Origin of the sequence: Microbispora triticiradicis (assembly GCF_005864065.1) — a bacterium.
GTDB lineage: Bacteria > Actinomycetota > Actinomycetes > Streptosporangiales > Streptosporangiaceae > Microbispora > Microbispora triticiradicis.
Map to the genome: position 1 here is coordinate 490,560 of NZ_VANP01000006.1, position 12,696 is coordinate 503,255.

A 12,696-nucleotide genomic window follows, 5' to 3' on the forward strand; every position below is an offset into this window, starting at 1 on the left:
GGGACGTGCCCGGCGGCTCAGAGATCGGTGCGGTGCAGCCGGTTCTCCCTCACCTCGAAGCCCGCGATCGTGGTCAGCGGGGCGCCGGGCCGGTTTACGAAGTCGACCGCCCGGTAGTCGGCCCGGAAACCGGTCATGTCCGCCGTGCAGGACACGTACCCGTGCCGGCTGTCGAAGAAGGCGATGTGGGGGTTGATGTCGAGGATCTTGCTCGCGTCCGTGATGCCCGGCATGCTCGTCACCGAGGGGCCGACGAACTCGGCGCCGAGCGCGCGGGAGGCCGGGTCCGCCCAGTCCACGCGCACGTCGCAGGCGTACGCGCTGTGCACGTCGCCGCTCAGCACGACCAGCCCGTCCGGGGCGGCGGCGAGCACGCGGGCGCGGGAGTCGGGGTAGCCGTCCCACGCGTCGGCGCTGACGGGTTCGAGCGGGAACCTGCGCTGGGAGAAGAACACCGCCTGCGCCAGCACCTTCCAGCGGGCCGTCGAGCCGCGCAGCCGTTCCAGCAGCCACTTCTCCTGCTCGGGGCCGAGCATGTCGCGTCCCTGGCGGTACTGCCGGGTGTCGGCGAGCAGGAAGTCGGCCACCCGCCCGTACGGCCGCCAGCGGTGGTTCTGCAGGCTCGCGCCGGACGGGCGCACCCGCAGCGGCTGGTGCTCGTAGTACGCCTTGAAGGCGGCGGCCCGGCGCTTGAGGAAGGCGGCGGAGGCGCTTCCGTCACCCGGCAGCGCGCCCGCCCAGTTGTCCCGGACCTCGTGGTCGTCGGGGATCGCGAGCCACGGCGCGGCGGCGTGCGCGGCCTGCAGGTCGGGGTCCAGCTTGTAGCGGGCGTAGCGGTTGCGGTACCCGGCGAGCGTGGTGCACTCGGCCGCCGACTCCAGCGGGCGCACCCAGCGGCCGGGCCCGGGGTTCTTCGGCTTGCCGTACTCGTAGATGTAGTCGCCGAGGTGGAGGACCAGATCGGGCCGTTCGGCGGCGAGATGGCGCAGCGCGGTGAAGTGACCGTGCTCGTAACGCTGGCAGGAGACGAAGCAGAAGCGGACGGGGCCGGTCGAACCCGCGGCGGGGGCGGTCCTGGTGCGGCCCACGCGGCTCACGTGGCCCTCGGCGGAGAACCGGTAGAAGTAGTCGGCCCCGGGCCGCAGCCCGGCCACCCGCACGTGCACGCTGTGCGCCCAGTCGGGCTGCGCGGGCGTGGTGCCGGACTGCACGATCTTCCGGAACGCCTCGTCCTCGGCGATCTCCCACCGCACGGTCACCGCCTTGTCCGGCATGCCGCCGGGCCGCGCCGGATGCAGCGGCTCGGGAGCCAGCCGGGTCCAGAGGATCAGTCCGTCGGATAAGGGCTCGCCCGACGCCACCCCCAAGGTGAACGGATACTGCAATTTCGCCATGTGCCCGATCCTGCCGTACCGGCGGCGGTCATGCCGGGAGGTCACGTACGGCGAGAGTTGCGAACAAGCCCTTGCTCGACGGCCATAATGGGAGCCGTGAACCAGCGTAAGGACTCCGGCGGCACGGCCGTGCCGGTCAGGGCGAGGCGCGGCGTGGCCGGGCCGGCGTCGGAACGACGCGAGCACCTCGTGAGACTCGCCGCCGAGTTGTTCGCACGCAAGGGCTTCCAGGCCACCACGGTACGGGAGATCGCGCTGGAGGCGGGCATCCTCTCCGGCAGCCTCTACCACCACTTCGACTCCAAGGAGACGATCGTCGACGAGGTGCTGCGCACCTTCCTGGACGATCTGATCACCCGTTACCGGGCCGTGCTGGAACGCCGCGGCGATCCCCACTCGGTCCTGGCGGAGATGGTCCGCATCGGCTTCGGCACCCTGGAGCCGCACCGGGCGGCCATCACCGTCATGCAGAACGACTGGAACTACCTGCGCTCGCTGCCCGGCGACCGGTTCGACTACCTGCTGCGCGCCGAGGACGAGGTGGAGCGCATGTGGGTGGAGCAGATCAGGGCCGGTCAGGCCGCCGGCCAGTTCCGCGACGACGTCGACCCCAAGCTGACCTACCGGATGATCCGCGACACCATCTGGGTGACCGTGCGCTGGTTCCGCCCCGGCGGCAGGCTCGACACCGACCACCTCGCCGACCACTTCGTCAAGCTCCTGTTCGACGGTCTTGCGACCGGCGAGCGGGCGAGCCGGCCGTCATGACACTGCACAAGGCGGTACGCCTCGCGCTGACGGAGGCCGCCGACCCCGCGCGCGCCCTGTCCATGCGGGCGTACATGAAGTCGGAGATGCCGTTCCTCGGGGTCACGGCCGTGCCGCGGCGGGCCCTGCTGCGCCGGCTCTTCACCGAGCACCGGCTCGACAGCGCGCCCGAGTGGCGCAGGGCGGTGCTGGCGTTGTGGCGCGACGCCGAGTACCGCGAGGAGCGCTACGCCGCGATCGAACTGTCCGCGCACCGGTTCTACCGGTCCTGGCAGACGCTGTACACGATCCCGATGTACGAGGAGATGATCGTCACCGGGGCCTGGTGGGACTTCGTCGACGACATCGCCATCCACCGGATCGGCACGCTGCTGCGGTTGTACCCGGAGAGCATGCGCCGCCTGGTGCTGGAGTGGGCGCACGACGCCGACCTGTGGAAACGGCGCGCCGCCATCCTGTGCCAGAACTCCTTCAAGGACGGCACCGACGTCCACCTGCTCTACGCATGCATCGAGCCGAGCCTGTCGGACACCGACTTCTTCGCCCGCAAGGCCATCGGCTGGGCGCTGCGCGAGTACGCGAGGACCAACCCGCAGGAGGTGCTCCGCTACGTGAAGCACCGTGGCCTCAGCGGGCTGAGCCGCCGCGAGGCGCTGCGGAACCTCCCCGGCGCGTAGGCCGCCGGGGGGCCGCTCAGGCCGGACGGAAGGAGTCGCGCGCATCCGGGGCCGCGTGCTTGATCATGAGGTGCCGGGTGACCGAATACTCCAGCACGGCCTCCTGACTCATGTCCTTGCCGAACCCGCTGCCCTTGACGCCGCCGTGCGGGGCCTCCGAGGCGATGGGCAGGTGGTCGTTCACCCACGTCACGCCCACGTCCAGGCGGTGGGAGACGCGCAGCGCGCGGGCCACGTCCGTGGACCACACCGACGACGCCAGCCCGTACGGCGTGGCGTTGGCGAGCCGCACCGCCTCGTCCTCGCCGTCGAAAGGCATCGCCACCAGCACCGGGCCGAAGACCTCGCTCCGCACGATCTCGCTCTCCGGGTCGGCGTCGGCGATCAGCGTGGGCGTGTAGTGGAAACCGGGGCCGTCGATCGGGCCGCCTCCGTGGACGACGCGGCCTGACGCCCTGGTCACGAAGCCGTGGACCCGCTCGCGGTGCTCGGCGCTGATCAGCGGGCCGATGTCGGCGTCGGCCGCCCAGGGGTCGCCCGGCCGGACGCGGGCGACGGTCTCCCGCAGCGCCTCGACCGCCTCGGCGTACCGCGACCTCTCGACGTACACCCTGGTCGCGGCCGTGCAGTCCTGGCCGGTGTTGTAGGTGGCGCCCATGACGACCCCGGCCGCCATGTCCTCCAGCGAGGCGTCGCCGAACACCAGCGCGGGCGCCTTGCCGCCCAGCTCCAGATGGACCCGCTTGAGGCCGTCCACCGCTCCGCGCATGACCTCGCGGCCGGTCGCGGTGGACCCGGTGACGCTGACCATGTCCACGCCGGGATCGGTCACCAGGGCCCGCCCCACCTCGGCGCCGCCGGTCACCACCCGCACGAGGCCCTCCGGGGCCCCGGCCTCGGTGAACAGCTCGGCGAGCCGCAGCGTGGCGCGGGGCGTCCGGGGCGCCGGTTTGATCACGACGGCGTTCCCCGCGGCGACGGCCGGGCCGATCTTCCAGACCGCCATGATGAACGGGAAGTTCCACGGCGCGATCGCGCCCACCACCCCGATCGGCCGTTTGATCAGCACGGACGTGTATCCCGCGCTGAACACGCCCGCGCCCGTGCCGTCGAGGGACCTGGCCGCGCCGGCGAAGAACCGGAGGTTGTCGACGGCGAACGGCAGCTCGCCGTCCCGGAACACGGCGGCGGGCTTGCCGGTCTCCTCGACCTCCAGCCGGGTCAGCTCCCCGGCGTCCCGCTCGACGAGGTCCGCGAGTCGCAGCAGCACCAGCGCACGCTCACCCGGCGTCGTCTCGCGCCACTGTTCGAAGGCCTCCCGGGCCGCGCGTACGGCCCGTGTCACGCCGTCGAGCGGGGTGTCGGGCACGTCCTCGATGACCTGGCCGTCGGCGGGATTGATCAATTTCGTCATGAGGTCCTCCTCAACTGTCGAAGCCGATGCCGAGGTGGTCGAGCACCCGCAGCCAGGGGCCCCGGCGGCCCTCGTTGTCGTCGGCGCGGGCCAGTGCGCGGCGGGTGAGCTCCACCACCGGCCAGCGCAGCGGCTCCGGCGGGAACGGCACCGGGTGGCGGCGGACCATGCGCGGCCTCGTCCGCGCGGTGGACCGCCCGGCCAGCAGGTCGAGGCCGACCAGCGCGCCGAACCTGGACGCGCCGACGCCGAGGCCGGTGTATCCGAGGGCGTAGGCCAGCCGCCCGCCCATGGCCGTGCCGAAGAACGGGGTGAACCGGCTGGTCGAGTCGATCACGCCGCCCCACCTGTGCGTGAAGCGCAGGCCGCGCAGCTGCGGGAACGTCGCGAAGAAGTGCCGCGCGAGCCGCTCGTGCGAGGCGTCGCGCTGCTCCGATCCCCCGCCGCCGAAGTTGTAGATCGCGTCGTACCCGCCCCACAGGACGCGGTCGTCCCGGGTGAGTCGGTAGTAGTGGAACTGGTTGCCCGCGTCGGTCAGGCCTTGACCCTCCGGCCACCGGATCGACGCCCGCTGCTCGGCCGACAGCGGCTCGGTGACGAGCACGTAGTCCCAGACGGGCAGCATGAACAGGCCCAGCCTGCGCAGGGGTGAGGGGAAGGCGTTGGTGGCCAGCAGCACCTGCCCGGCGTGCACCACCGCCCGGCCTCCCGTCCTGGCCTCCACGCCGGTCCGCGTCCGGGTCAGCGCGGTGACCTCGGTGCCCTCGTGGACACGGACGCCGAGCCGGGCCGCGACGCGGGCCAGTCCCCACGCGAGGCCGGCGGGGTCGAGGAGGCCGCCCGTGCCGCGCAGGCGGAGCCCCGCGAGGTAGGTGGGCGAGTCGACGTCCGCGCGCATCTCGTCACGGCCGAGGAACACCGCGTCCTCGCCGTGCTCGCGGTGCAGCTTCTCGGCCCGCCTCAGCTCCTCCACCTGGTGGGGCGCGACCGCGACCGTGGTCTTGCCGACCAGGCGGAGGTCGGCGTCGATGCCGTGGTCGTCGACGAAGCGGGCGATGGCCGCGAGGTTCGCCCGGCCGAGCGCGAGCAGCGCCGCGTTCTCCGCCGGCCACAGCCGCGCCCCGTGGCCGATGCCGTGGGTCAGGGAGTCGGCGACGAACCCGCCGTTGCGGCCGCTCGCGCCGTACGCGACGGAGCGGGCCTCCACGAGGACGACGTCGCAGGCGGGGTTCTCCTGCTTGGCCAGCACGGCTGCCCACAGGCCGGTGAATCCGCCGCCGACGACCAGCAGGTCCGCCGTCGTACGGCCGTGCAGCGGCTCGTAGGGGCCGGGCGCCCCGGGCCGGTCGGTCCAGAAGACCCGGGGAGCGGCGTCCTCGATCACGCGGCGTCCTCGATGTCGATGGTCCCACCGCTCACCGGACGGCTCACTTCGCCGCGACGTTCTCGATGACGTCCGCGGCCACCCGCAGGCCGTCCCGGCGGCGGATCTCCTCGCCTGCCGCGGCGAGCCGGTCCCGCAGGGCCTGGTCGCCCAGCAGTTCGCCGATGGCCCCGATCAGTTCGTCGTCGGTGAAGCGGTAGGTGTCCAGGCGGACGCCGTACCCGGTCTCGTGCACGCGCTGGGCGTTGTCGTACTGGTCCCAGAACAGCGGCATCACGATCATGGGCTTGCCGAAGTGGAACGCCTCGGTCGTCGTGTTGTTGCCGCCATGCGTGATCACCAGGTCGACCAGCGGGATGATCTTCGTCTGCGGGACGAACTCGGCCCCCCACATGTTGGGAGCCAGCTCGATCTCCTCGTGCAGCGGGCCCTTGGAGACGATGTACCGGTGCGGCGTGCGGGCCAGCACCGAGATCACGCGGCGCATCAGCTCGACGTCGGCCGAGCCGAGCGACCCCAGCGAGAAGTAGATCAGCGAGCCCTCGCCCGGGATGTCCGGGAGTGTGAAGTCATCGTCGGTCTCCCGCACCGACGAGTCCAGCCGGGTCCAGGATCCGCCCAGCGGCCGGTCGGCCACGTAGTCCGCGATCTCGGGGTACACGTACAGGTTCGCGTCGCCCTCGTGGATGAACTCCAGGTCCGGCAGCGGCGGGGCGCCCTGCGCGACCACCCACTCGTTGAACGACTCCCACACCTCACGGTGGGTCCGGTCGTACTCGGCCCGGAACTCCGCCCAGCCCGTCCCGTCGGCGGGCAGGCCCGAGAAGGGCGGGGCCACGCCGGGGCCCTTCACCTCCAGCGGGTTGCACGACACGATCCGTACGAACGGGACGCCCGCCGTCACCAGGGCGGGGAAGGCCACCACGTTGTCCTCGACGATCACGTCCGGCCGCACCCGCTCGATGATGGCCTTGAGCTGCGGCTCGCAGTATCTGGCGCCGTCGACGAGCGCGTCCCAGATCGGCTTGGTCACGGTCTCCAGCTGCTCGGCCGTGCTCTTGCGGTACTCGGGCGCCGTGTCGCGGATGAAGTCCTTCCAGAACTGGCCCGGATCCTGCTCCTCCTCCGCGGGCGGTGCCAGGTCGACGAGGTCCTCCTCGAAGCCCAGCGCCTCCAGCTTGCCCTTCCACGACGCCTCGGCGGCGAACACCACGCGGTGGCCACGGCGGCGCAGGACGTCGCCGATCCCGACGCAGTTGTTCGTCGGCCCGTAGGCGCTCTCCGGCATGAACAGGATCGTCAAGGGCGTGGCCGTCATTCGAGGCTCCTCTGCAGCTAGTTGAATCGAGATTCAAATACCGACTCACTACACCCGTCAAGGGTTGGAGCGGTATCGTGGCGCCCGATTGAATGTGGATGCAATGGCAGGGGTGGGATGGCACAGCGCAAGAGCAAAGCGGACCGGCGTCTCGACCTCATCGACGCGGCCCACCGGGCGATGATCCAGCACGGTGCCGAGGGGGTCCACCTCAACCAGATCGCCGAGGAGGCGGGGCTCACCTCCGGCGCGGTGCTCTACCACTACCCCGACCTGCGCGAGCTGCTGATCGAGGCCCATCACGCCGGCATGGAGCGCTTCTACGAGCGGCGGATGAAGAAGATCGGCGGCGTCTCCGACCCGGCCGAGAAGCTCATCATCACGATCCGCTCCGGCCTGCCCGACGGCCCGGACGACGCGGGTGTGCGCCTGCTGTGCGAGCTCGGCGGCGCCGCCGGCCGCAACCGTGTCTACGCGACGCTGCTGACCACCCTGTTCGACCGGCAGGTGTCGATGTACCAGACGGTCCTGGAGACGGGCGCCGCCCACGGCGTCTTCACGCTGGCGCACGACTCCGAGACCATCGCCCGCAACCTCGTCGCCCTGGAGGACGCGTACGGCTACCGCGTCATCGCCCGGCACCACTCGATCGACCCGGACAGGGCCGTCGAGCTGATCCTCGACTACGCCCGCCTGGCCACGGGCAACCCGCTCAGGCCCGCCGACGGCCCCTGACCCCGGCGGCCTCACGGGGTCAGGGGGACGAGCGCGCCGTCGTCGGCGTCCCACGAGAGGGCGACCTCGGCGCCGGCCTCCACCCTGGCCCGCCCCTGCGTGGCCGCGAGCACGGTGCGGTCGTGGCCCGCCACGCTCAACGCCACATGGGAGACGCCTCCGTAGAAGCTGACGTCGACGACCCTGCCCCGCAGCGCGCCCCGGCCGTCCGTGACCGGGCCGAGGCGGATCCGTTCCGGCCGTACGGCGAGCATCGCCGTCCCGCCCTCCACAGGCCCCGCGGGCGCGGGCAGCACGCCCAGCCCGTCCACGTCCAGCCCCTTGCCGGTCGCCCTGCCGGTGAACAGGTTGCTCGCCCCGATGAAGCCGGCCACGAACGGCGTGCGCGGCCGTTCGTAGAGGTCCACGGGGGTGTCCACCTGCTCGACCCGGCCGCCGTTCAGCACCGCGATCCGGTCGGCGAGCGACATGGCCTCCTCCTGGTCGTGGGTGACCACGACGAACGTGATGCCGACCTCGTGCTGCAGCCGCTTGAGTTCGAGCTGCATCTCCGACCTGACCTTCTTGTCCAGCGCGCTCAGCGGCTCGTCGAGCAGCAGCAGCCGGGGACGCTTGACGACGGCCCTGGCCAGGGCGACCCTCTGGCGCTGCCCGCCCGACAGCTCGTGCGGCCTGCGCCGGGCCTGCGCGGCCAGGCCGACGGTCTCCAGCACCGCGGCGACCCGCTCCCGGATCTCCGCACGGGGCAGCCGCTCCCGCTCCAGGCCGTACGCCACGTTCTTCTCCACGCTCATGTGCGGAAACAGGGCGTACGACTGGAACATGAGGTTGACCGGGCGGCGGTGCGCGGGAATCGCGAGCAGGTCGGCCCCGTCGAGGCGCACCGAGCCGATGTCGGGCTGTTCGAACCCGGCGAGGATCCGCAGCAGGGTGGTCTTGCCGCAGCCGGAGGGCCCCAGCAGGGCGAAGAACTCGCCCTGCCGGATGTCGAGGCTGACCGAGTCGAGCGCGGTCACCTCGCCGAACCGGCGGCTCACGCCGTCGATGGAGATGAGAGTCATTTCAGTGCCTCGGTCAGCCTGGTCAGGCGCTGCGCGACGATCACGACGGTGAAGCTCACCGCGAGCAGCAGCGTCGCCAGCGCGTTGATCTCGGGGGTCACGCCGAACCTCACCATGGAGTAGATGACGATCGGCAGCGTCGGCTCCGACGGAGCCGCGGTGAAGAACGCGATCACGAACTCGTCCAGCGAGAGCGTGAAGGCGAGCAGCGCGCCCGCGACGATGCCCGGGGCGAGCGTGGGCAGCGTGATCCTCACGAACGTCGTCAGCGGGGCCGCGCCGAGGTCTCGGGACGCCTCCTCCAGCGACGTGTCCATTCCGCCGAGCCTGGCCCGGACGACGGCCGCGACGAAGGCCATGCCGAAGACGGTGTGCGCGATCAGCACGGAGTGCAGCCCGAGCGTCAGCTTGATCGCGGAGTAGAACGCCAGGAGTCCGATCGCGATGACGAGGTCGGGCAGGATCGCGGGCAGCGTCGAGAGGGCGTCGAGCAGCCGCGAGCGGGTGTGGCGGGCCAGCCCGACGGCGAGGAGCGTGCCGAGCACCGTGGACAGCGCCGTCGACCCGAGGGCGACGATCAGCGTGTTGACCAGCCCGGTGCGGATCGAGGCGTTGCCCGCCAGCCTGCCGTACCAGTCGAGGGACAGGCCTCCCCACGTGTAGGGCGACCTGTTCCGGTTGAACGACATCATGACGAGCACGACGATCGGCGCGTACAGGAAGAGATAGGTCAGCCAGAAGGGCAGCCGGAGCCAGCCGTGTTTACGCACCCCGCCCCGCCCTCCGCGCGGCCCACGCCTGGGCGAACAGCAGCAGCACGAGCACGGCGACGACGGCCAGCGCGAGCACCGACCCGAACGGCCAGTCGCGGGCCTTGAGGAACTGGTCGCGGATGAGGTTGCCGACCATGATCCGGCGCCCGCCGCCGAGCAGCTCCGGGATCACGAAGTTGCCCAGGCTCGGCACGAACACGAACACGCATCCGGTCAGCACGCCGGGCAGCGACAGCGGGAGCGTGACCGACCAGAACGTCCTGGCCGGCCGGGCCCCGAGGTTCGCCGAGGCCTCCCGCAGCTCCGGGTCCAGCCGCTCCACGGCCGAATACAGCGGGAGGATCATCAGCGGAAGGTAGGCGTAGAGCAGCCCGGCGACGATGGCGCCGTCCGTGTAGAGCAGTTCCACCGGTCCCAGCCCGAGAGCCTTCAGACCGGAGTTCACGGGCCCCTCGGAGTTGAGCAGCACGATCCAGGCGTACGTGCGGATGAGGAAGTTCGTCCAGAACGGCAGCACGACCGCCACCAGGGCGATCACCTTCCACCGGGCGGGCAGCCTCGCGATCAGGTACGCCGTGGGGTAGCCGAGCAACAGGGCGAGCAGCGTCGTGATCGCCGCGAGCTTCACCGACCCGGCCACCACCTCGAGGTAGAGCGGGTCGGCGAGGCGGGCGAAGTTCTCCCCGGTCGGCTCGTGGACCACTCCCCCGAACCGGCCCCGCCGGAACACGGTGTAGCTCAGCACCAGCGCCAGCGGGACCAGCAGGAAGACGGTCAGGAAGCCGAACCCGGGCCCCATCGTCGCGAGACGGCCGGACGCCTTCCCGAGCACGCGGACGGGCTGTCGGGCCGTCATTGCGCCGCCGAGACCTCGGTGGACAGGCGCGTGTACGCGGTGGACGCCTCGCCGAGGTCGACCAGGCTCTCACCCTTGAGCAGCTCGGACGGCGGCTCCGCCAGCGTCGGGTAGCTCTCGAGCAGCTTCGGGTCGACCTTGTCCATGGCCGCCTTGTTGGGGATCCTGTAGAGGATGTTCGCGGGCACCCAGCCGTGCACCTCGGGGTCGAGGATGTAGTTGACGAAGGCGTGCGCCGCCTCCTTGTTCCTGGAGCTCTTGAGGATCACCATCGTGTCCGCCCAGAGGTCGCTGCCCTCCTTCGGCACCACGAACTCGATGTTCTTCTCCGACGTCGGGCACCAGCCGTCCCACGCCTCGACCATCACGGCCTCGCCGGACTTGAGCCGGTCGCCGAACGTGGTGTCGTCGTAGGCCAGCAGGTCGGGCTTGACCTTCAGCAGCATCGCCTTGGCCTTGTCGAGCACCGACTGGTCGGCGGTGTTGACCGAGGCGCCGAGCAGCTTGAGCGCGGGCAGCGCCAGCCACCGCTCGGTGGTCATCATCGTGATCTTCTTCTTCAGCTCGGGGGCCGGGTCGAGCAGGTCGTTCCAGCTCGTCGGCGGGGTCTTCACCAGATCGCTGCGATAGCACAGCCCGGTGGTGCCCCAGGTGTACGGGACGGAGTAGGCGTTGCCCTTGTCGTAGGCGAGCTGCGACGCCTCGGGGTAGAGGTTCTTCAGGTTCGGGATCAGCTCGCGGTGGATGGGCTCCAGCAGGCCCTGCGCGTTGAGCGCCTGCGCGTATTGACCGGACACGAACGCCACGTCGATGCCGCTGTCGCCGCCGGCGGTCAGCTTGGCCACGATCGTCTCGTTCGTGTCGTGGATGGCGACCTTGGTGTCGAACCCGAGCTTGGCCTTCACCCGCTCCGGAAGGTCCTTCGGGCTGTAACCGTCCCAGATCGAGATCGTCAGGCTCTGCTTGGACAGGTCCGCCTTGGCGTCGAGGGCCGCGGGCGCGGAGTCGGCCGGCGAACCTCCGCCGCAGGCGGTCAGAGCGAACGCCAGGCAGGCGGAGGCCACGACGGGCACGCGACGAGTCATGGGGAGCTCCCTTGCGTGAGGATGGCGGCCAGTGTTGCAGGACAGCTCAACATAGACAAGACTTTGATAATTACGTCTACCTCAGCTTTTGTTTCCGTATTGAATCCATGTTCAGGAGATCGAGTGGAAGGGTCCCGCTGGCCTCGGGTGACCGAGGGGCCGGACGGCGTCCTCGCGCTGGAGGCGGGCGACGGCGTCACCGAGCGCGTTGTGCGCGACCTGGCGCGGGGGGCCGCTCCGCCGCCCTTCTCGGTGCGCGCGCTGCTGCCACTGCCGCCGGTGCCGCCCGGGGAGCGGCCGATCACGGTGGACCAGACCAACCACTCGGTGATCGCGGGCGAGACCGTGGTGGTCAAGTGGTTCCCCCGGCCCTCGCGGGCCCCGCACCCGGCGCCCGCCCTGCTCGCCCATCTGACCGGTTTCGCCCGTACGGCCACGCCGTACGCCGCGGTCTACTGGGAGGACGCGCTGGTCGCCCTGGTGACCGCGTACCTGCCGGAGGCGCGGGACGGCTGGGAGTGGTGCGTCGACGAGGCCGAGGCGGGCGGCACGGACTTCGCCGCCGAGATCGGCTCCCTCGCCGCCGAACTGCACCTCGCGATGGCCGCCCCGTCCGCGGTCTTCCCCGACCCCGTACGGCTGTCGCCGTCCGGCACCGGTGTGTGGCGTGAGCGGGCCGAGGAGGCGCTGCGCGAGGCGCTGACGCTGACGGACGGCGAGGACGGCGCGTGGCTGGCGGAACGGGCCGAGGCTCTGCGGCGCGAACTGGAGCCCCTCGCGTCGCTCGCCGCCACACCGCTGATCCGCATCCACGGCGACCTGCACGTGGGGCAGATCCTGCGGTGGCGGGACGGCTACGCGGTGGTCGACTTCGACGGCAACCCGACCGTGGCGGGCGCCGATCCGTACCAGCCGGCCGCCCGCGACCTCGCGCAGCTCACCACGAGTGTGGACCACGCCGGACAGGTGGCGGTCAGGCGGAGGTCCGCCGACCCGGCCGCGACGGCCGCCTGGGCCGTCTCTTCGCGGCGGAGACTTCGGACGGCCTACACGCGGACCCTGACGGAAGCCGGACGGTCCGGCCTGCTCGACGCGTCACTGCTGCGGCCGTTCGAGGTGGAGCAGGAGTGCCGGGAGCTGATCTACGCCGCCCGGCACCTGCCGCGCTGGCGGTACGCCCCGATGGGCGTGCTGCGGTCCTGGTTCGCATGAGCGGCCCGTGTGAGCGGCC

The 12,696-nt window shown here is 71.4% G+C and carries 12 protein-coding genes; 4 read left to right on the plus strand and 8 right to left on the minus strand.

Going from position 1 to position 12,696, the window contains the following annotated elements; genetic code table 11:
• Nucleotides 1-17: 17 nt before the first annotated feature.
• The gene (locus tag FED44_RS18915) at nt 18-1,394 is read right to left on the minus strand and encodes an alkaline phosphatase D family protein (RefSeq protein WP_138461459.1); all 1,377 of its coding nucleotides are present in this window, start codon (nt 1,392-1,394) and stop codon (nt 18-20) included.
• An 87-nt stretch (nt 1,395-1,481) separates the two neighbouring features.
• On the opposite strand from FED44_RS18915, the gene FED44_RS18920 reads away from it, so the two are divergent.
• On the plus strand, nt 1,482-2,162 hold the full coding sequence (locus FED44_RS18920) for a TetR/AcrR family transcriptional regulator (RefSeq protein ID WP_117409811.1): 681 nt from the start codon (nt 1,482-1,484) through the stop codon (nt 2,160-2,162).
• On the plus strand, nt 2,159-2,839 hold the full coding sequence (locus tag FED44_RS18925; protein WP_117409812.1) for a DNA alkylation repair protein: 681 nt from the start codon (nt 2,159-2,161) through the stop codon (nt 2,837-2,839). The genes FED44_RS18920 and FED44_RS18925 overlap by 4 nt, the downstream gene beginning before the upstream one ends.
• Nucleotides 2,840-2,855: 16 nt before the next feature.
• Here the strand turns inward: FED44_RS18925 and FED44_RS18930 are convergent, their stop codons facing one another.
• The 3 genes from FED44_RS18930 to FED44_RS18940 are packed head-to-tail and all read right to left on the minus strand — an operon-like array spanning nt 2,856 to nt 6,955.
• Entirely contained in the window at nt 2,856-4,253 is a 1,398-nt protein-coding gene (locus FED44_RS18930; protein ID WP_138461460.1) for an aldehyde dehydrogenase family protein, read from the minus strand.
• Between the two features lie 10 nt (nt 4,254-4,263).
• Nucleotides 4,264-5,637: an NAD(P)/FAD-dependent oxidoreductase gene (locus FED44_RS18935; protein ID WP_138461461.1), complete on the minus strand. Its 1,374-nt coding sequence runs from the start codon at nt 5,635-5,637 to the stop codon at nt 4,264-4,266.
• A 43-nt stretch (nt 5,638-5,680) separates the two neighbouring features.
• On the minus strand, nt 5,681-6,955 hold the full coding sequence (locus FED44_RS18940; RefSeq protein ID WP_117409815.1) for a glycosyltransferase: 1,275 nt from the start codon (nt 6,953-6,955) through the stop codon (nt 5,681-5,683).
• A 117-nt stretch (nt 6,956-7,072) separates the two neighbouring features.
• Between FED44_RS18940 and FED44_RS18945 the strand changes: the two genes are divergently transcribed.
• Nucleotides 7,073-7,690 carry a TetR/AcrR family transcriptional regulator gene (locus FED44_RS18945; RefSeq protein WP_117409816.1) on the plus strand — a complete coding sequence of 206 codons (618 nt, stop codon included), beginning with the start codon at nt 7,073-7,075 and terminating at the stop codon, nt 7,688-7,690.
• 11 nt (nt 7,691-7,701) lie between these two features.
• Here the strand turns inward: FED44_RS18945 and FED44_RS18950 are convergent, their stop codons facing one another.
• The 4 genes from FED44_RS18950 to FED44_RS18965 are packed head-to-tail and all read right to left on the minus strand — an operon-like array spanning nt 7,702 to nt 11,465.
• Nucleotides 7,702-8,751, minus strand: coding sequence for an ABC transporter ATP-binding protein (locus tag FED44_RS18950; protein WP_117409817.1), 1,050 nt, complete (start codon nt 8,749-8,751; stop codon nt 7,702-7,704).
• Nucleotides 8,748-9,521 (minus strand): ABC transporter permease, encoded by a 774-nt coding sequence (locus FED44_RS18955; protein ID WP_208759047.1) that lies wholly within the window; start codon nt 9,519-9,521, stop codon nt 8,748-8,750. The genes FED44_RS18950 and FED44_RS18955 overlap by 4 nt, the downstream gene beginning before the upstream one ends.
• On the minus strand, nt 9,514-10,380 hold the full coding sequence (locus FED44_RS18960) for an ABC transporter permease (RefSeq protein WP_138461462.1): 867 nt from the start codon (nt 10,378-10,380) through the stop codon (nt 9,514-9,516). The genes FED44_RS18955 and FED44_RS18960 overlap by 8 nt, the downstream gene beginning before the upstream one ends.
• Nucleotides 10,377-11,465: a polyamine ABC transporter substrate-binding protein gene (locus FED44_RS18965; protein ID WP_138461463.1), complete on the minus strand. Its 1,089-nt coding sequence runs from the start codon at nt 11,463-11,465 to the stop codon at nt 10,377-10,379. The genes FED44_RS18960 and FED44_RS18965 overlap by 4 nt, the downstream gene beginning before the upstream one ends.
• Before the next feature lie 123 nt (nt 11,466-11,588).
• On the opposite strand from FED44_RS18965, the gene FED44_RS18970 reads away from it, so the two are divergent.
• On the plus strand, nt 11,589-12,677 hold the full coding sequence (locus FED44_RS18970) for a hypothetical protein (RefSeq protein WP_138461464.1): 1,089 nt from the start codon (nt 11,589-11,591) through the stop codon (nt 12,675-12,677).
• The last annotated feature ends 19 nt before the right edge of the window (nt 12,678-12,696 follow it).

Bases quoted from the DNA above. Each gene is read 5' to 3' on its own strand.
- FED44_RS18915 (WP_138461459.1), bottom strand. From the start codon at position 1,394: ATGGCGAAATTGCAGTATCCGTTCACCTTGGGGGTGGCGTCGGGCGAG.
- FED44_RS18920 (WP_117409811.1), top strand. From the start codon at position 1,482: ATGGGAGCCGTGAACCAGCGTAAGGACTCCGGCGGCACGGCCGTGCCG.
- FED44_RS18925 (WP_117409812.1), top strand. From the start codon at position 2,159: ATGACACTGCACAAGGCGGTACGCCTCGCGCTGACGGAGGCCGCCGAC.
- FED44_RS18930 (WP_138461460.1), bottom strand. From the start codon at position 4,253: ATGACGAAATTGATCAATCCCGCCGACGGCCAGGTCATCGAGGACGTG.
- FED44_RS18940 (WP_117409815.1), bottom strand. From the start codon at position 6,955: ATGACGGCCACGCCCTTGACGATCCTGTTCATGCCGGAGAGCGCCTAC.
- FED44_RS18945 (WP_117409816.1), top strand. From the start codon at position 7,073: ATGGCACAGCGCAAGAGCAAAGCGGACCGGCGTCTCGACCTCATCGAC.
- FED44_RS18950 (WP_117409817.1), bottom strand. From the start codon at position 8,751: ATGACTCTCATCTCCATCGACGGCGTGAGCCGCCGGTTCGGCGAGGTG.
- FED44_RS18960 (WP_138461462.1), bottom strand. From the start codon at position 10,380: ATGACGGCCCGACAGCCCGTCCGCGTGCTCGGGAAGGCGTCCGGCCGT.
- FED44_RS18965 (WP_138461463.1), bottom strand. From the start codon at position 11,465: ATGACTCGTCGCGTGCCCGTCGTGGCCTCCGCCTGCCTGGCGTTCGCT.